23 protein-coding genes are annotated in these 21,219 nt (G+C 45.5%); 8 read left to right on the plus strand and 15 right to left on the minus strand.

What is annotated here, in order from left to right:
- Window position 1 precedes the first annotated feature (1 nt).
- The 4 genes from R7Q38_RS05340 to R7Q38_RS05355 form a co-directional block, all read right to left on the minus strand.
- A complete protein-coding gene (locus R7Q38_RS05340) occupies window positions 2–1,099 on the minus strand; it encodes a GGDEF domain-containing protein (protein ID WP_005383270.1) in 1,098 nt (365 codons plus the stop codon).
- A 5-nt stretch (window positions 1,100–1,104) separates the two neighbouring features.
- A complete protein-coding gene (locus tag R7Q38_RS05345; RefSeq protein WP_005374384.1) occupies window positions 1,105–1,560 on the minus strand; it encodes a hypothetical protein in 456 nt (151 codons plus the stop codon).
- A gap of 444 nt (window positions 1,561–2,004) precedes the next feature.
- Window positions 2,005–2,844, minus strand: coding sequence for an S-formylglutathione hydrolase (gene fghA, locus R7Q38_RS05350; RefSeq protein ID WP_005374382.1), 840 nt, complete (start codon window positions 2,842–2,844; stop codon window positions 2,005–2,007).
- Between the two features lie 62 nt (window positions 2,845–2,906).
- The gene (locus tag R7Q38_RS05355; protein WP_017821027.1) at window positions 2,907–4,055 is read right to left on the minus strand and encodes an S-(hydroxymethyl)glutathione dehydrogenase/class III alcohol dehydrogenase; all 1,149 of its coding nucleotides are present in this window, start codon (window positions 4,053–4,055) and stop codon (window positions 2,907–2,909) included.
- 294 nt (window positions 4,056–4,349) lie between these two features.
- Between R7Q38_RS05355 and R7Q38_RS05360 the strand changes: the two genes are divergently transcribed.
- Together R7Q38_RS05360 and R7Q38_RS05365 are read left to right on the plus strand one after the other, a co-directional pair.
- Window positions 4,350–5,156, plus strand: coding sequence for an arylamine N-acetyltransferase family protein (locus R7Q38_RS05360; RefSeq protein ID WP_005374380.1), 807 nt, complete (start codon window positions 4,350–4,352; stop codon window positions 5,154–5,156).
- Between the two features lie 80 nt (window positions 5,157–5,236).
- The gene (locus R7Q38_RS05365) at window positions 5,237–6,109 is read left to right on the plus strand and encodes a LysR family transcriptional regulator (protein WP_045603379.1); all 873 of its coding nucleotides are present in this window, start codon (window positions 5,237–5,239) and stop codon (window positions 6,107–6,109) included.
- A gap of 99 nt (window positions 6,110–6,208) precedes the next feature.
- On the opposite strand, the gene R7Q38_RS05370 is transcribed toward R7Q38_RS05365, so the two are convergent.
- Window positions 6,209–6,982 carry a siderophore-interacting protein gene (locus R7Q38_RS05370; RefSeq protein ID WP_045603380.1) on the minus strand — a complete coding sequence of 258 codons (774 nt, stop codon included), beginning with the start codon at window positions 6,980–6,982 and terminating at the stop codon, window positions 6,209–6,211.
- 178 nt (window positions 6,983–7,160) lie between these two features.
- Window positions 7,161–7,745, minus strand: a complete 585-nt coding sequence (locus R7Q38_RS05375) for a LysE family translocator (RefSeq protein WP_062730858.1) — start codon at window positions 7,743–7,745, stop codon at window positions 7,161–7,163.
- Window positions 7,746–7,859: 114 nt separating this feature from the next.
- On the opposite strand from R7Q38_RS05375, the gene R7Q38_RS05380 reads away from it, so the two are divergent.
- On the plus strand, window positions 7,860–8,300 hold the full coding sequence (locus tag R7Q38_RS05380; RefSeq protein WP_031780811.1) for an Lrp/AsnC family transcriptional regulator: 441 nt from the start codon (window positions 7,860–7,862) through the stop codon (window positions 8,298–8,300).
- Between the two features lie 213 nt (window positions 8,301–8,513).
- A complete protein-coding gene (locus tag R7Q38_RS05385; protein ID WP_318114146.1) occupies window positions 8,514–9,692 on the plus strand; it encodes a lytic polysaccharide monooxygenase in 1,179 nt (392 codons plus the stop codon).
- A 116-nt stretch (window positions 9,693–9,808) separates the two neighbouring features.
- Here the strand turns inward: R7Q38_RS05385 and R7Q38_RS05390 are convergent, their stop codons facing one another.
- The 3 genes from R7Q38_RS05390 to R7Q38_RS05400 are packed head-to-tail and all read right to left on the minus strand — an operon-like array spanning window position 9,809 to window position 11,439.
- Window positions 9,809–10,429, minus strand: coding sequence for an HAD-IB family hydrolase (locus R7Q38_RS05390; protein ID WP_033907205.1), 621 nt, complete (start codon window positions 10,427–10,429; stop codon window positions 9,809–9,811).
- Window positions 10,430–10,467: 38 nt separating this feature from the next.
- Entirely contained in the window at window positions 10,468–10,779 is a 312-nt protein-coding gene (locus tag R7Q38_RS05395; RefSeq protein ID WP_025522087.1) for a cupin domain-containing protein, read from the minus strand.
- A 9-nt stretch (window positions 10,780–10,788) separates the two neighbouring features.
- The gene (locus R7Q38_RS05400) at window positions 10,789–11,439 is read right to left on the minus strand and encodes a Qnr family pentapeptide repeat protein (RefSeq protein WP_005460782.1); all 651 of its coding nucleotides are present in this window, start codon (window positions 11,437–11,439) and stop codon (window positions 10,789–10,791) included.
- A gap of 495 nt (window positions 11,440–11,934) precedes the next feature.
- Here R7Q38_RS05400 and ompW point away from each other — a divergent pair, with 495 nt between their 5' ends.
- From ompW to R7Q38_RS05415, 3 genes are all read left to right on the plus strand, one after another.
- A complete protein-coding gene (gene ompW / locus R7Q38_RS05405; RefSeq protein ID WP_064354457.1) occupies window positions 11,935–12,579 on the plus strand; it encodes an outer membrane protein OmpW in 645 nt (214 codons plus the stop codon).
- Window positions 12,580–12,793: 214 nt separating this feature from the next.
- Window positions 12,794–13,819 carry an HlyD family secretion protein gene (locus tag R7Q38_RS05410; protein ID WP_239939206.1) on the plus strand — a complete coding sequence of 342 codons (1,026 nt, stop codon included), beginning with the start codon at window positions 12,794–12,796 and terminating at the stop codon, window positions 13,817–13,819.
- On the plus strand, window positions 13,816–15,306 hold the full coding sequence (locus R7Q38_RS05415) for an MDR family MFS transporter (protein WP_054576495.1): 1,491 nt from the start codon (window positions 13,816–13,818) through the stop codon (window positions 15,304–15,306). Before R7Q38_RS05410 ends, R7Q38_RS05415 begins: the two co-directional genes overlap by 4 nt.
- Window positions 15,307–15,402: 96 nt before the next feature.
- Here R7Q38_RS05415 and R7Q38_RS05420 read toward each other — a convergent pair whose 3' ends face one another.
- Window positions 15,403–15,648 carry a Rho-binding antiterminator gene (locus R7Q38_RS05420; RefSeq protein ID WP_239939207.1) on the minus strand — a complete coding sequence of 82 codons (246 nt, stop codon included), beginning with the start codon at window positions 15,646–15,648 and terminating at the stop codon, window positions 15,403–15,405.
- 181 nt (window positions 15,649–15,829) lie between these two features.
- Here R7Q38_RS05420 and R7Q38_RS05425 point away from each other — a divergent pair, with 181 nt between their 5' ends.
- Window positions 15,830–16,957, plus strand: coding sequence for an MBL fold metallo-hydrolase (locus tag R7Q38_RS05425; protein WP_318114147.1), 1,128 nt, complete (start codon window positions 15,830–15,832; stop codon window positions 16,955–16,957).
- A 77-nt stretch (window positions 16,958–17,034) separates the two neighbouring features.
- On the opposite strand, the gene R7Q38_RS05430 is transcribed toward R7Q38_RS05425, so the two are convergent.
- From R7Q38_RS05430 to R7Q38_RS05450, 5 genes are all read right to left on the minus strand, one after another.
- Window positions 17,035–17,460 (minus strand): VOC family protein, encoded by a 426-nt coding sequence (locus R7Q38_RS05430; protein ID WP_017821017.1) that lies wholly within the window; start codon window positions 17,458–17,460, stop codon window positions 17,035–17,037.
- Between the two features lie 174 nt (window positions 17,461–17,634).
- Window positions 17,635–18,120 carry a VOC family protein gene (locus R7Q38_RS05435; protein ID WP_005374344.1) on the minus strand — a complete coding sequence of 162 codons (486 nt, stop codon included), beginning with the start codon at window positions 18,118–18,120 and terminating at the stop codon, window positions 17,635–17,637.
- 139 nt (window positions 18,121–18,259) lie between these two features.
- Window positions 18,260–18,589, minus strand: a complete 330-nt coding sequence (locus R7Q38_RS05440; protein WP_033907198.1) for a DUF4144 domain-containing protein — start codon at window positions 18,587–18,589, stop codon at window positions 18,260–18,262.
- Window positions 18,590–18,613: 24 nt separating this feature from the next.
- Window positions 18,614–19,150, minus strand: coding sequence for a DUF924 family protein (locus R7Q38_RS05445; protein WP_239939071.1), 537 nt, complete (start codon window positions 19,148–19,150; stop codon window positions 18,614–18,616).
- Between the two features lie 69 nt (window positions 19,151–19,219).
- Window positions 19,220–21,067, minus strand: a complete 1,848-nt coding sequence (locus R7Q38_RS05450; RefSeq protein ID WP_239939070.1) for a M3 family metallopeptidase — start codon at window positions 21,065–21,067, stop codon at window positions 19,220–19,222.
- Window positions 21,068–21,219: the final 152 nt, after the last annotated feature.

The following is a 21,219-nucleotide window of genomic DNA, read 5'->3' on the forward strand; positions in this document are numbered from 1 at the left end:
TTTAACGTTGAAATTTCATTTTGTACATGCGCTTATCCGCTATGCTGATAAGAAAGTCAACATTGTCACTGTCTTTAGGGTATTGCGCTAAGCCCATGCTTGTTGAAAGTGTTGAGACTTTATCGGAGTTTAATATTTGTGCATCAAAGACGGTATTTATCTGCTCACGTACGTTCTCTTCATTGAGATGTTCACCTTCAAGGATAACCGCGAACTCATCTCCTCCCATGCGATAAACAGTAAAATCATTGAGTGCCATAGAATTAAGCCGCCTAGCGATTTCCCGCAGTACAGTGTCGCCAACTTGGTGTCCGTGTGTGTCGTTGACTTCTTTAAAACCATTTAAATCTAGAATCCAGAGAGAAAAGGGCCTTTTTTCTTGAGTAAATTTGTTTAGGGTAATGAATAGTGCATTGCGGTTCCCTAGGTTCGTTAAAGGGTCGCTGAGCGCCAATTTTCTATGAAAATGGGATTCACGATAAAAGAAATAAGTTAAAGAGATAATCGACAAAACGAACGTCGCAAACAACATATATTGTGCTTGCATTAAGCGCTGGGTTTGACCTTTTTGTGCTTCATAAGCTTTACTGCTTAGACGAAAGTTTTGATTAACGAAGTCTATTAAGCCTAAATATAGTGTTTGAGTTGAACGATAAAATGCAGCAGCAGCTTGGCTATCACCTGTTCTAGCTTCTACTAGTTGTTTTTCTAGCTCTTTGAACTCTTCAAAAAGGTTAATGAAGTAAAGGTGCATGTTGTTCCGAGAAAAGAACTTATTGGCTTTCGTGCTACTGGTCAATAAGTCAAAGCGACTCCACGCTAACTCGTATTGAAGCTCTGCACCATCAATATTCAATACGTTTTCATCTAACCGTCTGGCCTCGCCGACAAGTTCTGATAGTTCTTTGGAGAGTTGGAATAAAAACCAAGTCGCTTGTTTTTGTTCGTTATTAAAATTTTGTGAGAGTGAACGTGTTTGCTGTAAAAGCACGACATTCGCGAGAAGCAAAGAAACGGCAAACACCACCAGCAGCATTTTGCTGGTGGTAGAATATTGCAATATTCTTTGTTTCTTAGAATAGGGTTCTGATAACTTCATTCTTATTATTTTTCTTTTATTTCATTTACTTGCCATACCATTTGCGCATGATATTTATTGTAGTTTAGCTCTGGATAGAGATTGAGTGGATATATCACCCAGAAAGGACCTTTATTCCTGACTTTTATGTAATTCTGATCTTGTTGATAAGCCAGTATTGGTTGATATCGAAGAATATCTTGTCGGGACAATGTCGAGTGATAGTCGTTTAAGCTGCTGATATCAACCTGCTCTGGTACCTTTCCGTAGACGTGTGTAAGAAGCGTGCTGAGTTTAACGCCTAAAAACTCTGACGAGGCAGGAAGCCAAGGCAATGTCATCGTGTAGCTAGTGGTAGGTAAAGCTTGGATCTCTTCCAGTTCCAGTATGACACTAGGCTGCTGGCTACTACTAAATACGATCGTATTTGCAGACAAGAATGGCGCAACAAAAAACAGACCTAGCGCGACTATCTTTTTCATCATATGCCCTTTTGAGTTTTATTCTTTTTTCTTAGCTAGGACAAAGGTGCTAGCGGTAATTTATTTATAATTATAGAGCCAACCGGATGAGATTTTATAATACGTTATGTTTCAAAAATAACTGTCGGTTTACGTCACGTCAAGGTTATTAAGTTGCTTCTTAATTAAAAGCTCAGAGTATTGGGATGATGGTAGAGTTTCGTAATGATTTCGCGGTATTTAATTGGTTTTTAGTGCAACTTTGTGTCATTTTTAATAAAGATACTGTGTCGGAAATGAGAATTTAATAAGGCGAGAAATGGATGTCGAATTTGTTCTTAAGTTACATTATTTTACATATTTAAATCATCGATATTCAGATATGTATTTGTTAGTACGTAAAGAAAATAAAGTCACCTAGTTTTGGTGACTTTATTTTTTATTTCATGAGCTTACTTAAATTAACTATGCAAACAAATATTTTGCATGGAAGTTGAGGTGCTCTTCAATAAAGCTTGAGATGAAGTAATAGCTATGGTCATAGCCTGGTTGCATTCTCAAGGTTAGGTTTGAATCGTGTATTTTTGCCGCAGCAATCAGCGCTTCCGGTCTAAGCTGCTCATTTAAGAAGCCATCAGCATCACCTTGATCAACCAAAATTGGTAATGGTGATTGTTGTTGTTTTAGAAGTTCACTTGCATCGTATTGCTTCCAGCTTTCAAGCTCCTTGCCTAAGTAAGCAGTAAAGGCTTTTTGTCCCCAAGGGCATTGCATTGGGTTACTGATTGGACTGAACGCTGAAATAGAACGGTACTGTTCTGAATTTTTCAGACCAATGGTGAGCGCTCCGTGGCCGCCCATACTGTGACCGGAAATTGACTTCACGTCAGAGACTGGGAAGTTACTTTCGATGATCGCAGGCAACTCCTCAGTCACATAGTCGTACATACAGTAATGCAGTGACCAAGGTGCTTGCGTCGCATTAAGGTAAAAGCCAGCTCCTTTTCCTAGGTCATAGCTTTCGTCGTCAGCGATACCTTCGCCTCTCGGACTTGTGTCTGGTGCAATGATCGCAATGCCAAGCTCGGCCGCCATACGAAATGCGCCCGCTTTCTGCATAAAGTTCTCATCGGTACACGTTAAACCAGAGAGCCAGTATAGCGCGGGTACGGGATTTGATTTCGTTGCGTTAGGTGGCAAGAATATCGCGAAGCGCATGGTGCAGTTTAGGGCATTGGATTCGTGTGTATATTGCTTGTGCCAACCGCCAAACACTTTGGCTTGGCTTACATTTTCAATGGTCATGAATAAACTCTCTAATTAGCAGAAGGAATTCAGGCTCCCCAAAAGGAGAGCCTGAGGCAGCATTATTGATCCATATGGATAACCGTTCGGATGCTCTTACCTTCATGCATCAGATCAAACGCTTTGTTGACGTCTGCTAATCCCATTGTGTGGGTAATGAACTCCTGTAAGCCGAATTCACCAGCCATGTAACGGTTTACGATTTCTGGAAGCTCAGAGCGACCTTTAACGCCACCGAAAGCGCTGCCACGCCATACACGACCAGTTACCAGTTGGAATGGACGAGTTGAGATCTCTTGACCTGCACCAGCAACACCAATGATGACTGACTCACCCCAACCTTTGTGACAGCACTCAAGTGCTTGGCGCATCACGTTTACGTTACCGATACATTCGAATGAGTAGTCAACACCACCGTCTGTCATTTCAACAATCACTTCTTGAATTGGCTTGTCGAATTTTTGTGGGTTTATGCAATCAGTTGCACCAAGTTGTTTCGCTAGGTCGAATTTGCTTTCGTTGATGTCTACACCGATGATGCGGCTGGCACCAGCCATGCGAGCACCGATGATTGCAGAAAGACCGATACCGCCGAGACCAAAGATTGCCACTGTGTCGCCTTTTTCAACTTTAGCTGTGTTTAATACCGCACCCATACCAGTGGTTACGCCACAACCTAGAAGACAAACTTCTTCAAGTGGTGCTTCTTTGTTTACTTTCGCTAGTGAGATTTCTGGAAGAACCGTGTACTCAGAGAAAGTAGAACAACCCATGTAGTGGAAGATAGTTTCGCCGTTGATAGAAAATCGGCTTGTGCCATCTGGCATTAGGCCTTTACCTTGCGTTTCACGAACGGCCTGACATAGGTTCGTTTTGCCAGATTTACAGAACTTACACTCACCACATTCAGCAGTGTAAAGTGGGATAACGTGGTCGCCAACTTCAACGCTTGTTACGCCTTCGCCAACCATTTCAACGATACCGCCACCTTCGTGACCAAGGATTGAAGGGAAGATACCTTCTGGATCGTCACCTGATAGTGTGAATGCGTCAGTGTGACAAACACCAGTTGCTACGATGCGTACTAGCACTTCGCCGGCTTTTGGAAGTTGTACATCAACTTCTTCCATTTTAAGCGGCTCCCCTGCAGCCCAAGCGACCATTGCTTTTGATTTTATGTGAGTTTGACCAGGTTTGATTTCAAGCGACATTGGATGTTTCCTTTATATTTTCAGTATATGGAGTGACGTAATAAGCGTAGTTAAGGTTTGCTTACCGCGCTGCGTCGTTTTGTTGGTGCTCATTTTAGGTGTTTCAGTAAAAATGATAATCCGTCCATTTTGAAAATGATTTTTACATATACGTAATAATGTTAAAGTGAGTGGACAACAAGAGTGTGATGCCTCCTCAAAACAGAAGGGAAAACGGAAAAGGCGATTGACCTGAGGTTAGGTAGAGGGACTAGAGTAGAAAACAATCAAACCATCAGCTAAGTAAGAGTGATTATGAATAAGACGGATCTGAGTGCCTATTTAACCAAGCTAGGCTTGCCTAGTGAATTGCCCGCCGATTTGGAGTCATTGCACAGAATTCACGTGGCGCAGCATCGTTGCCTGCCGTTTGAGAATTTTGACATCGCATTGCAGCGAGGCGTCTCTGTTGAGATTGAAGATATTATTCAAAAAACCGTGTACCACTCTCGCGGTGGTTACTGCTTTGAATTAAATGGTTTAATGCTTGATGTGCTCAACACTCTTGGGTTTGAAGCGCGAAGTTTGCTAGGGCGTGTACATGTGTCTGGTACACCAACAGGTCGTAGTCATCAAATCACGTTAGTGACGTTAGAGGAACAAACATGGATTGTCGATGTGGGTTTTGGCTCCAATACCCCTCGAGCGCCATTGCCATTTATCCTTGACCAAGTGATTCAGACGGATTTACAAACCTTCCGTTTTGTCAAAGATGCTCAGTTTGGTTATTTCCTCCAAGTGCTTTCAACCGATGGAACGGACACGTGGAACAATCTATACAGCTTTGACCTAGAGTTTGTGTTTGCTGGTGACATTGCATGTAGCAACTTCTTTACCTCGACTTCGCCTAATTCGCGTTTTACTAGCGCAAGGGTCGCTGCTAGAGCGACAGAAAGTGGGTTGGTGACGCTGCTTAACTACACACTCAGATGCACAAATCATGAAGCGCTAACAGAAATAGAGCTAGAGCCAGGTCAAGCCTACCTGGATGCGTTGAAAGAATATTTTGGTATTGAGCTTGATGCGCAATACGACGATCTTCGTCCGTTACCTGACGCGTAAAGTTTTCCCGTTTTCAAAGCGTAGCTCGACGAGAACAATGTAATCACTATTTGTCTAGAAGAGGTCGACAGGAATACAGCATGGCGAATTGGGAAGGAGTCAGCGAGTTTGTTGCCGTAGCGGAAACTAACAGCTTTACAGCTGCCGCGGCTAAACTGAAAACGTCAGTGGCACAAATCAGTCGCCGCGTATCGGCACTTGAAGAGCGTCTTGCGGTTAAGTTACTGCATCGCACGACGCGAAAAGTTTCTCTGTCTGAAGCTGGACAGCTTTATTATCAGCAGTGCAAACACTTGGTCGAAGGGCTAGAACTGGCTGAGCTTGCTGTAACGCAAATGCAAACCGAACCGCGAGGTTTGCTGCGTGTGACAGCGCCTGTGACCTATGGGGAAATGAACCTCGCACCGCTCTTGCATCAGTTTTTGGAGAAGTACCCGCGTGTGGATCTCGATTTAGTTCTGACCAATCAAAAACTGGATTTGATAGAGCAAGGGGTAGACGTGGCGATTCGTCTTGGCCGCCTGCAAGATTCCAGCATGATCGCAAAGCGTCTTTCGTCGCGTCAAAATTACGTGTGTGCTAGCCCTATGTATTTGGAGCGATTTGGCGAGCCTCACACATTATCCGAACTGGCTCGACATCAGTGCTTGGTTGGTTCGGTCGATTATTGGCATTTTAAGGAAAATAAACGCGATAAGTCTTTGCGCGTGTCGGGGAGGATTAAATGCAATAGTGGTTTTGCGCTAATGGGCGCCGCCAAACGTAGTTTGGGTTTAGTGCAGTTGCCGGACTATTACGTTCAAGAAGCCCTAGATAACGGTGAGCTAGTCGAGGTGCTGACCGATTACCGAGACGACCGTGAAGGCATTTGGGCACTGTATCCACAAAGCCGAAATTTATCGCCCAAAGTGAGGTTGTTGATCGACTTTTTAGCGCAGGAACTAGCGGATTAGAGTTTTCATGAACTTTAATACAACTGAAGTTGCTAAAACGCCCGGTGATGCCGGGCGTTTTTATTAGGATGAGAGCTGGAATCGAAAAGACATGAATCACTATTGGTTGGATTCCGCGTCTTCACGTTTAATCACTTTGTGCCCATCTTCAGACACGCCTTGCTTCCAATAGCTGCTGATGTAGATATTCTCGCGATCGACTTCTTTTTCGTTGCGGAAATATTGGCGCAGCGTACGCATTGAATCGAACTCACACGCACACCATACCGAAGCGTTACCATCTAACCACTCGAGTTCGCGAACGCTATCAGCCAAGGTTTGCTGTTCAGTTAGCCAAATCAACTCCATACCGGCTGGCGTGTTTAGGGGTTGAATGTCGGCTGGAGACATCACGCTGATCACTGCATAGCCTTTGGCCTCTTCTGGCAGCGTACGAATTTTCGCAGAAAGTGCTGGAAGTGCCGTCATATCGGCAGCCATGAAGAACCAATCCGCCTCAGTATTTAAGTTGGAGATGCTACCTGGCCCAACAATGCTGATCGTGTCGCCTTTTTGCGCGGCCATTGCCCAACGCGCTGCAAATCCGCATTGCAGATCTTGCGTTACGTGTCGGACGAAATCCACTTCGATTGAACTGGTTTCTGGATGAAAGCGTCGAATTGTGTAAGTGCGCATGATTGGTCGGTCGTCTTCTGACAGGATGCTCAGATCCGAGCCACCCATATCGTTAAACAGTAATTTGATGTAACTGCCTTCGCAGTCACGAGGAAAGTGGCTCAGCGCCTCACCTTGCAAGGTAATGCGCTGCATGTTTGGAGTGATGGTTTCTGTGTCTGTGACAACAAGCGTTTTAGGTTGAGGCTTCTTTTTCATTGTTACTTTACTCGATAATTATTCTCTTTCTCATTTAAAGATTATCAAGTTCCCTAACAAGAGGGTAGCGTCTTTAAACAAATTTACACTGTGAATTAACGCCAAAGCCTCAAGCAAAATGCAGTATCTGTCCTTTCCCAATTACGTAAAGTGAGTCGTTTTTTAACCCAAAATAGACTTATATCATTGGAATCGTAGACAAAAGCAACAGCGCAGCCATGCTGTAGTTGAACCCCTTAACGCGTTTATCGGTGGTCAACCAACGCTGCAATTGCATACCTGCCGCCGTCCAAAATGTTACCGATGGCAAGTTGGCTAAACAGAAGATACCGGCGATAAAAGTCAGTTCGAGCCATGCACCGCCACTGCTGTATACCGTAATGGCCGTCAACGCCATCGACCAACCCTTCGGGTTCACCCATTGGAATGCGACAGCCCCTAAAAAAGACATTGGGCGAAAATCGTGTTTTGCTTCGGTTTTGTCGCTGGTGGCGATTTTGTACGTCAAGTACAGCAAATAACTCAAGCTCAACACTTTCAAAATGGAGTGTGTAATTGGATATGCGTGGAACAGGCTCATCAAGCCAATGCCCACCAAAATTAGCATGGCACCAAAGCCAAAGGTAATGCCCAACATATGTGGGATAGTGCGTTTAAAGCCGACATTTGCCCCTGAGGTCATCAACATAATGTTATTGGGACCCGGCGTAAAAGTGGAGACAAAAGCGAACAACGCCAAAGCGCCCAGTTGATGATATTCCATAGATTGTTCCTTGAATCAGTTCTCGATAAGTTGAGAACAACTATAAGTAGAACTGAGGTCAATATTGTGCTTTTATTTGATGATTAGAAACTAAATAAGCAATGAAACATCATGATGGATAGATTTGACGAAAGAATATTGCAAGTGCTCAAACGAGACGGAAGAATCTCCAATGTGGAGCTGTCGGAACGCGTTGGTTTATCTCCATCTGCAACCTTACGCCGAGTGCAAGATTTAGAGCGTAAAGGCGTGATCAAAGGCTACCGAGCAGTACTGGATAATCAGCAACTTGGCGTGGGTTTTGTCGCTTATGTGTCGATTGGTTTGGCCTCGCACTCTAAGCAGGCACAGCTGGGTTTCGAAGAGCATGTGCGTTTTGTAAACGAGGTGGTGGAATGTCACAACATTACGGGATCTAACGAATATCTCATACGCGTAGAGACGCAAAATCTCGCCGCTTATAAAGCGTTTCACGCTGATGTGTTGGGTGAGTGCGAACACGTCAAGTCGATCACAACCATGGTGGTGATGGACACACCAAAAGACGAACGCTAGCCGACCGAGAGTGACAGTTTTGTTGCGCACGAATTTGAAGTGACTCGAAAGAGTCAGTCGAGTATGAGAATGGTTCACAACAAATGCTGGAAAGCAGATGGCACTCTTACAATTTCCATATTTATTCTCACCTTCTAAATAATCCCATCCTGCTAGTTTTGCTTAAACCGCTTGTGTTTCAGAGCGGCGAGTCAGCAAAATTAAGGATGAACGATGAAATCACATGTAACACTTCCTCTTTTGAGCTTAAGCGCTGTTGCCGCATTGAGCTCATTTAACGTCAACGCCCATGGCTGGGTAGAGTTTCCAAGTGCTCGTCAAAATACGTGTTATTTAGACGGTGGTTTTTGGACCAACGAGATCCCTAACCAAGCGTGTAAAGCGGCTTTTGAAGAATCTGGTGCTTACCCGTTTGTGCAGCGCAGTGAAATTGCAGCAAACGTACCAAATTACCGAGATATGGAGCATGTGAAAGCCGTGGTTCGCGACGGTGAGCTATGTTCTGCTGGCGATGCCGCTAAGAAAGGCTTGAACTTTCCTTCTCCAAACTGGCAGCGCACCAATGTTACGCCAGATGCAAATAACCAGATTGAATTGGTGTTTTACGGCAAAGCGCCGCACAACCCATCGTACTGGGAGTTCTATCTCACCAAGCCAACTTATGATGATTCAAAGCCTCTTACTTGGAGTGATTTAGAGCTGATCGACACCGCAGGTGATGTGTATGTTGATGCGGAAAAACGCTACCGTATTCAGGTGACTTTCCCTGCTGATCGTTCCGGCGATGCGGTGCTTTATACTCGTTGGCAGCGCATTGATGTCGCTGGGGAAGGTTTCTACAACTGTAGTGACATTACGTTAAACGGAACGGGCACGACGCCACCGACTGACCCTGTTGATCCAACCGAACCGGGCAATAATCTGACATCTCTGGGCTACTTTGTTCAGCAAGGTTTCGGACCAGTAGAAGCGGGTGACACCATTCGTTTTCGTACGTTTAATGCGACAGGCAATGAAATTGTCGATATTTCACTACCAATCAGTGCAAACAATACGGCGACTTGGGCGGCAGAAATTGCGGATCAATTTAATGCGCAGCAAACGGGCGATTGGTACGTGGGCATTTGGCATCAAGAGATGAGCCACTACATGTTCGATAGTAACAACGTGAATGCGAACCAAGTATTAGCGCCAAGCGCAGACTTCAGTTATGCGTTGTCACTGATCAAAGCGGATGTCACGCCACCAGTTGAACCAACCAACTTGTGGGACAAGACGGCCGTTTACAACCAAGGTGATGTGGTGACGCACAACGGTAAAGAATGGACTGCCCAGTGGTGGACGTCTGGTGAGGAACCAGGCACAACGAGTCAGTGGGGTGTATGGCGTTAAGCCATTTATTCGGGCCCTGAACAATAAAACCCTTCTCATGTGAGAAGGGTTTGTTTTTTCAGTCTAAAACGACCACTTTGGTTGAGTGGCTGTCTTGAAAATCAGAGCACATATCGTTATTCGCTTGCTCTCCACTCGCTCCAGTTGAGCATCGCGTAGTCTGCCAGTTTGAGCATCGGAATGTCTTCATGCGTATCTCCGTAGGCATAAACAGACGCAAACTCGTCGAGCGAAAACGCCGCTTTCACGCGTGAGACTTTTCTTTCTAAACTGCAATCACCTTGCTGGTAAAAGCCACTCAGTTTTGGCTGTTCTGAGATCAGTTCACTGCACAGCAAGTGGTAACCGTTCGCCTCACACCAAGGCTTGAGATACGCATTGAGTGATGCCGACACCACTACGATGGTATCGCCTCGGTGTTGATGCCAAGCAAGCCTTTCCATCGCTTCTGGCCGTAAGTACAGCGGGATCACTTCATGGGCAAACTGAGTGCCAATCGCTTCAATTTTCTGCGTTTCTTTCCCTGAAAATGCAATAAAACTGCTGAGAGGGCGCATAACACGAGCGGGTAACACTCCGAGTTTGTACAGCGCATAAAATGGCATGATAGCGACCTTTCCTACTCGTTTGCGCAGGCCATAAGCAGAATAGTGGAGGAAAAGGCTAAACATATCCTCTCGGGTGATGGTGCCATCAAAATCAAACAGTGCCAGTGACGGCTTAGTAGTATCGAGCAAACTCAGCGCCTATTTTTGGGTTTAAGATCATTTTGTGTTTATTGATAAAACACCGCCAACCAGATGGTTTCTTGCGTTGGGTCAGTCCAGCTCACTTTGTGTTTGGTATGAGCTGGAATCGTAACGTGATCGCCTGCCTCAAGTCGTTGCACGACACCTGATTCAAAAGTCAGCTCACCTGCTCCTTTAAGAACCAAGACCCATTCATGTTCTTCTTGATCGTACCAGCCACTTTTGGGCGAGGTTTGCCCCGTTGAGACAATGCGTTCTATACGCAGGTTTTTGTGGGTCAGCAGGTCTTCGAACACTTCCTCGTCGAGGTTATTCGGTAAGTCTTTAAAAAGATTCATGGCCTTTCCTTAGAGAATGATCAGTCCAAAAGGCGCAAGCAATTGCTCTTGTTGCCAATCACAAATTTTAACACCAAACAGAGAAACGCGGCGAACATCCAGCCCGTCCAGTTCGACATGAGTCAGATCACACTGCTCAACGTTAAAGGTTCCCCATTGTTCTGGCGAGAATTCGCAGCGAGATAAATCCGAGCCTTTGAGAGTTGCCCCTGCGAGGTTCGCACCGTTCCAACGGTTTTCAAAGAGGTCACATTTTTCTAGTAACACTCGCTCGAAGTTACAGTAGGTGAGGTTGCAGCCAGTAATAAAAGCAGAACAGAAAAACATGGTGTTACTGACGCGATTAGCAAAGTTCGCACCTTGGAAGTTTGCCCCTTTGAGATCGCACTTACGCAGCTCCAAGCCCATACAATTTGCGCCGTTAAACAGGCTCATCGCCAACATACAGTTCGTGAAGCTGGCATCTTTTAAGTTCGCGAAGCGAAAACTACACCCTTCTAGCGCTTTGGATTCGATAAAGCGACAGTCGATGAACTTAGCATCGCGCAGATCGGCATGGTCGAAACTGCACATATAAAAGTGGCAGTTTTTAAAGGTGGCATTCTGAAAATCGTGATGAGAAAAGTTTTCTCGTTCAAAAATGAGATCGGTTTTTAACATGTCTTCTCCTTAGCTGCGAGCAGACTAGCACTCCAAGTGACTGATTTTCCAGAAAAATAACTTCTTGTATTTCAGTGTTTTACAAACCCCTCAAATCGCGATTTTAAGGGGTCAAACGAGCGTTTTAAGTGGGTTGTTTTTTGAAAATAGAAGACGTAGAGGAAGAAGAAAGTTTTTGCTGGCTACGAGCCTTAACGAGAGGATTCGCATTTATGGGTATGCATGGCAACTCACACGCACAGTTTGCATTACAGAATTGTATCCGATTTGCATAATTTGTTGATCGGTATGGCGTTTCTCCATACAAAAAACCTATATTTTTCACAAATTGATTTCCATCAAAATAGTAGGGTTTCTATGTGCTAGATTGCGCACAGCTCAAAAAGATATAGATACCCGTGTGCTTCAAGGCGCTGAGTTTACTTGAAATCTCAGATCAGTTAGCAGGCACCCCTTTGGGTACGACATAACGAAGCCCTACGAAAGGAAATAAAAATGAAAAAAACAATCTGCAGTCTAGCAGTGGTTGCTGCACTCGTGTCACCAAGTGTTTTCGCTCATAAACAAGGTGACTTCGTTCTTCGTGTTGGTGCGGCGTCTGTCGTTCCAAACGACAGCAGCGATAAGATTCTTGGTTCTCAAGAAGAATTGAAAGTGGATTCAAATACGCAGCTTGGTTTGACGTTTGGCTACATGTTTACAGACAACATCAGTTTAGAGCTTCTAGCAGCAACACCATTCAGCCACGATATTTCAACAGACTTGTTAGGTCTTGGTGATATCGCGGACACCAAACACCTTCCACCAACGCTTATGGTGCAGTACTACTTTGGCGAGCCACAAAGTAAGTTCCGTCCATACGTGGGTGCAGGTCTCAACTACACCATGTTCTTTGATGAGGGCTTCAATAGCACGGGTAAAGGCGCTGGTCTTTCAGATCTTAAGTTGGATGACTCATTCGGTCTAGCAGCGAATATTGGTGTGGACTACATGATCAACGATCAATGGTTCCTCAACGCTGCTGCGTGGTACGCAAACATTGAAACAGAAGCAACTTACAAAGCAGGTGGAGAGAAGCAAAAAACCGACGTCAAAATTAACCCTTGGGTATTTATGATCAGCGGCGGTTACAAGTTCTAAGAAAAACCAGTAGTTACACGCACATTACTATTATTGGCATGACTTTGGGGGCGGTTACGGGGACTGCCCCTCTTTTTTATCCTCGTTTTGATTGCACATCATTTACTCCACTTAGCAACATGCAAAATTGGATCTTTACCTTGCAGATCATTTTATTGTCGGAAGATCGAAAAGTCCTACACTGATCACATAATTGAACAAGTGGACAATATAAATGAGCGACGACATCGCAAAGCATTCCTCCTCCAGATCTAAGCTGGTAAAAACTCTTTTCTTTACTCTCTGTGTTATCGCATTTGGTGCGATGTATTGGTCTTGGCAGTATTCAGACAGTCACCCAAGCACGGAAGATGCCTACGTTAGGGCAAAAATTCTGTCGGTAGCGCCTCAGGTAAAAGGCCAAGTGGTTTCTGTGGATGTTAAAGATTTCCAATCCGTTAACAAAGGTGACCTACTGCTGAAGATAGATTCACGCCCATATTTGTTGGCAGTGAAGCAAGCAAAAGCGGCATACCAATTGGCGGTCCAGCAACATGACGTTGCCGATAAGCAGGTAACTGAAGCCGTTGCGGGCTTAGATGCGGCGCGCTCTAACCTGACAGAAGCGCAAGTAGAGTACAAACGTACGGATTCTCTAGTGAAACGCAAACTGGCGTCAGACCAAGATTTAGATACGGCGAAAAACAAACTAGCCAATGCTCAAGCGAGCCTAGAGCAAGCGCGCGCGACGGTAGAAAAAGCCATTGCGAACCGTGGTGAAGAAGGCGCAGAGGCTGCGGTTGTTCAACAAGCGGCGGCACAGTTAGCGCAAGCGGAGCTGAACTTGAGTTACACCGACATTACGTCACCAGTGGATGGCATTGCCGGTGAAATCAATACGCACGTAGGCTCGGTCGTTAGCGTGGGTCAAACGCTGTTCCCTGTGATTTTAAAAGACAGCTATTGGGTACGCGCGAATTTTAAAGAAACCGATCTTACTCATATTAAACCTGGCATGCATGCGGATGTGGTGATTGATATGTACCCAGACGTGGTGTGGAAAGCAACGGTAGAACAACTATCGCCTGCGAGTGGTACATCGTTCTCCTTGATGCCACCAGAAAACGCAACGGGTAACTGGGTTAAAATCAAACAGCGTTTCCCTGTACGTTTGGTATTAGAAGTACCGGCCGATGCGCCGCAACTTCGCGTGGGTGCGAGCTCAGAAGTCACCATTGATTTGCAAAGTAGCGTGCAATGAGCCATCAAATTACGGCAGACAAACGGGGGATTGCCACCGTCGCCGTGATGCTTTCTGCCATCATGGTGTTAATCGATATGACCGTTGCGAACGTGTCGCTATCGCACATGATGGGCGCGTTGGGCGCAACGGCAGACCAAATTACGTGGGTGTTGACGGGTTACAGTATGGCGGAAGCGATCTTCATTCCGATGACCAGTTTCTGGGTGTCGCGTTTTGGTGAACGCAAAGTCATGTTGGTTGCTGTGATCGGTTTTGTGATTGCCAGTGCGCTTTGTGGGCAAGCACAGTCTCTTGAAGAGATGGTGCTATTTCGCATTATCCAAGGCGCTTTCGGCGCGTCGGTGATTCCATTGGCGCAGTCGACGTTAGTGCAGATTTATCCGTATGAGCAAAAAGGCAAAGCGATGGCAATTTTCTCCATCGGCATTTTGCTTGGTCCTATTTTGGGCCCAGTTGTGGGTGGTGTGATCACCGACAACATTAACTGGCGCTGGATTTTTTACATCAACTTGCCATTCGGTTTGATCTGTACCTCTCTGATTTATCGCTATATCCACATCGACAACAAATCCAAACCTAACTTTGACTGGTGGATCATCGGTTACATGGCGTTAGGTGTGGGCGCGTTGCAGTTTGTGTTGGATAAAGGGAATGAAGAAGACTGGCTCGACTCACGCATGATTCAGACGGCGATATTGCTCGCAGTCATGGGATTGGTGATGTGGATCTATCGCAGTTGGAAAACCAAAAGTCCAATAGCGCCATTGTGGCTACTGAAAGACCGAAACCTTATGGTCTCGTCATTGATGATTGCCGTGGTGTCGATGGCGATGTTTGGTCTGACGACTCAACAACCAATGCTGTTGGAAAGCTTGCTGGATTATCCGGTCTCAACCACTGGTTTATTAATGGCACCGCGTGGGTTGGCGTCAGCGGCGATGTTGATTTTGGTGATTAAGCTCAATCCGCAATTCGATCCCAGAATCAAAATAGTCTTTGGCTTAAGCTGCATCGGGATTGGTAGTTATTTGATGACGCAATACTCACTGCAGATCGATACATTTTGGATTGTGATGCCGAGTATGATTCAGGGGATGGGGCTTGGTTTAACCTTCTCGACGCTATCCACCTTGGCGTATTTGACGATTCCGAAAGAGCAATCTGTTGCGGCGGCGAGTATTTACAATCTGTTCCGTACCATTGGTAGTTCGTTTGGTATCTCTATCGCAACCACGTTCCAATATCGTGATAGTCAGCAGCAATGGCATGCGCTGGGAGAGGGTATTAATCCTTATAATCCTAACTTGCATGACTGGGCGGCCAATCAGGGGCTTTCTATTACCGACCCGGTTGCGTTAGACCAATACCAACAGATGTTGCAGCAGCAATCGCAAATGGTCGCGTTTGTGCACACCTTCCAGCTTGTGGGAGTGATGTTCGTGATCATGATGCCGATGCTGGTTTTCATTCGGTCGCGTGAATAACATGAAGTTCCGGTGAATAGTGTAAGAGAACGCCTCTCAAGTTGTGGCAGCTTGAGAGGCGTTTTTTATTGGACAGTGCCAGTGAAAGAAGGACGTTTACTCAAACGTCACTTCTTCAAAATGCGGATTGGTTTTGAGCGCGCGCATTGCGACTAATTGTTCAGTCGGGAAGGCGGTGTGCTCACCATCCATATCTAAAAACAAGCACTCTTGTCGCTGCATGTCGTAGCCTGTGTCGAACGCGTTGCCCTGATGAGTTTCACCATTTTTTAGTGTGATCTCGATCGGGAGCTTAAACATACAGGCGATTTCAATAAAATCGTATTGGCTGCAAGTCACCATAGTTTTCTCCTTTCAAACCGACGCAGTATTCAGAAGGTTTGAGAACCGCTTCCTTAATATAGAAAACGTTTGATTGAAACTGAATCTTCATCTTACACCTCATTTTGGTCACGAAATAGACATACACGCACGTTTTAATAAACCTACTGTTGAGCGTTCGCAAGCGAGACAAAACTACGATATGTCTGAAACGATACTTAAGCGCACATACCTAACGAGTGAACAAAAGCCAAGTTCACTGATTCCGCCTCAAACCTACCATGCGCAGTCGGCGCACCGTGTTTACCACTCGCCTCAATTTGAAAACGGCCGCGTTAAAAACGAGATGCCAAATGTCCCTAGCCCGCAATCATTCTGGCAGGTGTGTTGGAGCTATCTTGGTGGTAGAACGCCATTGAGTCCTAACGAACATCTGCCACATTTCCCAATTCAACCTACGCAGTTTGCGCAGAGAAGTGAATCGATGCGCGTTACTTGGCTGGGCCATTCCACCATGCTGGTGGAGGTCGATGGCATTCGAATTCTGACTGATCCGGTATTTGATTACGCTTCTCCGTTCATCGCAAAAGCGTGGTTTGAACGCAATATTCCCAATACCCATGCCAGAGATTGTTTGCCGATTCCTGAAATTATCGTGATTTCGCACGATCATTACGACCATTTAGAAGCATCGACCATACGTTTCTACGCCGATAAACCCGTGACGTTTTATGTGCCCTTAGGGGTTGGCAAGCATCTGATAAAGTGGGGCGTTTGCGCAGACAACATCGTGGAATTCGATTGGTGGGATAGCGTGCACTATGCCGGAATCGAACTGATTTGTACGCCCGCTAACCATAATTCTGGTCGTACTTATTTCGATAAAAACTCGACCTTGTGGGCTTCTTGGGTCATCAAAGGTAAAGAAGAGACGCTCTATTTTAGTGGCGATTCAGCTTACGATTCGCACTTTTCCGAGATCGCAAAGCGATGTGGACCAATCGACATTGCCTGTTTGGAAGTGGCTGCCGATGTGAAAGGCCAAGGTTATCCGGTCGAAAACTGGGGGCACATGCAGGCTCACCATACCGTGCAAGCGTTTCACGATTTAAATGCGAAAAAACTGTTGCCCGTGCATTGGGCTACATACGAGCTATTTACTCACCGTTGGGACGAACCGATTTTAGATTTGCTTACCCATTGTCAAAAAGAACATATAACGCTGCTGACGCCAATGCCGGGGGAGAGTTTTTACGTTCATCAAGAACATATAAATAAACAATGGTGGCGAGAAAAAGAAATAGGTGAGCCAGCTAGAATTTTGACTTAATAATATGTTCTTACTTCAATAATTATTTTAGAAGTTAACCTTGTTATTTTCAGAATATAACAAGGTTTTTTACTCGCTTACTCATCAATCACTTGAGGTTTTAACTCGACGACATTTCCTTCCGGATCATGAATATAGAGTGAGCGACCGAATCCTTGTGCGCCGTAGCGTTTCGCAAACTCTTCGGTTTCAATGCCGTTCGAACGCAGATATTCCAGTAATTCATCCTCGGAAAAAGGCGCCAATTGCAGGCAAAAATGGTCAATATTACGACCATTTTGAACTGGTGGCTTACCGCCGAGTTGGCCCAATTCGCTGTCTACCGTCACTACATCAATTAATGCGTTACCTGCCCTAAGTTGAGTTAAACCAAGTTCCGTTACTTCGCGTTCGACAGGGCAGCCCAAAATGTCTCGATAGAAATGCAACATAGCATCGAGGTTACAGGTCCTTAAAACAACATGATCAAGCGCTTTGATGGCGATTGGATTTTTGGTGGGCATGCTTCACTCCTTTTTGCATTGTGTTGAGGTAAGTATAAAGTGACCTTAAAAGTGGTGAGAGAAATGATCAAATTCCAGATGTTTTTTTGCTAGAGCGAGTGCAGAAACACTGCAACTCAAAGCAAACAAAAAAGGCTAGCGTATTGCTAGCCTTTTGGAATATGGATGGGGCTATTACTCGTAATCAGAAGCGTAAGTTTCTTCGTAAGTGTGTGAGTAAAGCTCGAATAGGTTGCCGAATGGGTCTTCTAGGTAAACCATTTTCGCAGGCTTATTATCGTCTTCTGGGTGGTAACGCATGATGTCCATGCGAACTTTGCCACCTAGTGCTTCGGTGCGTTTGATAGCACCTTCAAAATCGTCTGTCTGCAAACAGAAATGGAAGATACCGATGCGAGAAAAATCCACTTCATGGCGCTCTTGACGCTCTTTCATTTCGAATAACTCAAGGCCGATGCCATCACTTGTCACAAGGTGCGCAATGTTGAAGCCTTTAAAGCCTTCCCCAAAGACCGCAATACACATTCTGCCAATTGCCGTTTCGCGTTCTTCAATCACTTTCGTGTTGCCCATAACGACTTTTAGACCTAGCGCTTGCGTGTAAAACTCAACCGCTTTGTCCATATCTCCGACCATAATACCGACATGATTCATTTTCATTTGTTTGCTCCCAACATGTGTGTTTGAACGTTGTCTTGTTTCGATGTGGGAGAGTATATGGCGTGATTTTGATTACATGAAATTATCATAAATTATAAAAATGATAATTTTACTTAATGCTATGCATGTTGGGATTGAGTTAGTGAGCTAAGGCCTCAACAGCTTGCCTCACCGAGGTGAAATGAATCTTGATAATACACCGTTGCGCGAGGCTGAATTCATGCGATTGGATTAATGACGTAACCTCTTCTACGGACAGCGTTCGTTCTTTTGGGTGTAAAAGAGTGGTGTTCGAACCATTGTTTTTCAATTCAAACGTGTTGCCATTTGAGTCAATAACGTAATCATCTTGCCCAAAAATGAGGGCTTCGCATTCAGAGTCTAAGTCGGACTGGGAATGCGTGTAGATCAGCTCATCGTCGCCGTCTAGTTTTAGCAAGCATGGCCAGCATACTGCGTGGTCTCTCATGGTTAACTCATTATTCATTGTTATTTAGAAACTTGACCCAGGTTGTTGCAAAAACGCTAACTCTTCGGGAGTGCTCTCTCTTCCCAGTATCGCATTGCGATGAGGATAGCGCCCAAACTGGTCGATGATGGCTTTGTGTTTTAGCTCAAAATCGTAGTTATTTTCAAGCCCTGATGCGCGGAACAATTTTTCAGCTTGGACATGAATGAGGCGAGATTCGCTGTGCATAAACGGCATGTACAAAAAGCTTAGCTGCTCAGGCGCTAATTCTTTGTCGTAACCTAACCGAATTGCCTCTTGAGCCAATGCTAATGCGAGTGGGTCTTGTGCAAACGCTTTTTGGGTGTTGCGATACACATTACGTGAAAACTGGTCGAGGACGATGATTTCGGCCAATCGTCCTTGTGCGCTGTTACGCCAATTAAACAGTTCACAACGAGCCGCTTGTTCTAATACCGAGGCAAATCGCGATGCAATACGCTTGTCCAGTTCTGGGTTGTTTTCAAACCAATTTTGGGGCGATAGCTCCTCGAACCAAAATTTGATGACTTCTTGGTACATGGTTCTTCCTTCTTATTGCATTAGCTAAAGAATAAAAAGCCAGAAGGCGAGCTCCTGGCTTTCTGCGTGTTATCGACCGTAAGTCTCTACGATGTAACGTTCAAAATCGTCACACATTTGTTCGTCAGAGATGGCGTTGCTTGCCAGCTCTTTACTGCCGTCGACGACTTTAATCGCGGCGTTCAGTGAAGCGACTGATGCTCGCTCTCGCGTCGCAAGTGAGTCGATTTTCTTCTGCTGCACTTCCCATGCCTGTTCTGGCGACAGGTTACACACGTCTGCAAGGTATTTGGCATTGAAGCCTTCGCCAGTCAGGCTGACAATGGTTTCGTTGTGCGACAAGTGATTGCCTGCGTGCCAGTAGTGTTTTGCCAGCAGTGGGCCAATTTCTGGGTTATCCGTCAGGTAACCAAACTTCTCAAGGAAGTATGCACGGGTCTGATACACCGCCATGTGCGCGAGTAGATAACCTTGATACGCACAAGCCGCTTCGTCGGATAGCAAATGTGGAATCGCCATCAGTGGGCGAGGGCTGCATTCCAAACCAAGGATCTGTTTTTCACAATCGCGAGCGAGCTTAGTGATGCGCTCTGGCGTTAACTCGTCATCGCTCAATTGATACAACGCGCGCTCAAAATATGGCACAACCAAGATGCTACGTTCTTCATAAGCTTTGAATGGCTGACGGCTGTTGATCATCGCTTGAATGATCTCATCAGGAACCGGATTCCCTTCATCATCCAGTGCGTATTGTTTTAGCCAATCGGCATCGGTTAACAGGCTGTCACAGAACATCGACTGAGTTTCTGCATAAGCCATTGACGTCGGCGCAAACTCCTGCGAGAAACAAGGTGCGTTCATTTTTACGTTCGCAAAGTGTGCTGCGTGGCCACCTTCGTGGAACAGCGTGTTAATGCCATCGTAGCCGCTGCCCACTTGGTCTGGTTTGGCATTACTGGTGAAGTTCACCTGCGCTGCGACCCATTCGCCTTGATTATAGAAAGAAGGAATAGGGCCGTGGCAGAACCCATTCGGGTACTTACCTTTGCGATCTAGTAAATCCAGCGTTAGCGTCGCACCAGAGTAATCAATATTTAGGCGACCAAATGATTCTACCCAGCGTCTCAGAGATTTTGAGAACGGCACGTATGGGTCAAGGTCACGCATAACGTCACCCGCGAATGAGTAAACAAAGTTGTAGCCTGCTAGTGCGCTTGCGCCTTTCTCTTTCGCCAAGTTTTCTAAGCTGTTTAGATGCGCATCTCGCGTGCGTTGTTCGAAATCTTCCAAAATCTCGAATAGCTGTTCAGAGCTCATCTTTTCCGTTTTTTGCACGGAGTAATCAAAGAAAGTCGCATAACCGAGTGAGCGAGCGAACTGGTTGCGCAGTTTGATCAGCTCTATAAAGCCGTTTTGCAGTAGCCATTGTTCAAGGTTCAGCAACGCTTGATGAGCCGATTGGCGAACTTCTTCATGATTGCTGGTGCGAATGGTTGAGCTTAATACGGGTAGTGAACCTTCTACTTGCTCGCCGTTCTCATCGGTAAATGTTTGTACGTGGTTCTGTTTTTTCTCGAAGAGCTCAGCTTCAAAGGCAATGAGCTGATTTTTCAACGCTTGTGCTTTTTCGCCCTCGATAGCGTGAGATTCAAACATCGCCAGCCAACCAGATAGACCCGTAATGGTTTGTTGTTTCTCTTGTGGGTCGGTAATTGAGTCCGCGGCTTCAAGCTGTTGTTTGATGGCAGTAATTTGCTCGGCGTTGCTTAAAAAGCTTGTCCATGCCGTTTGTGCTTGCGTCGAGCCATCATGGTCATCGCTGATCCCCATGTAAGTTTCCCAAAAGAAATCTTCTTTGGTGCGGTGAATCGCAAGGTAACGTTGATTGAGGTCGTTGAGGTAATCCGTTGCGGTCATTTTGATCCTTCAAATGGTTTCGTTATGTAGACAGTTGATTATTGCACGCTTGGTCGCGAGAAAGGAACGCTAATCTCATATGTCGATTTTGCATCGCGTAAAGGTGATTTTACTATTTGTTTACATTTGGGTGAGTTAATAGGAGTTATGAG

The sequence above is a fragment of the Vibrio sp. Vb0598 genome (genome assembly GCF_033338935.1).
GTDB lineage: Bacteria > Pseudomonadota > Gammaproteobacteria > Enterobacterales > Vibrionaceae > Vibrio > Vibrio alginolyticus.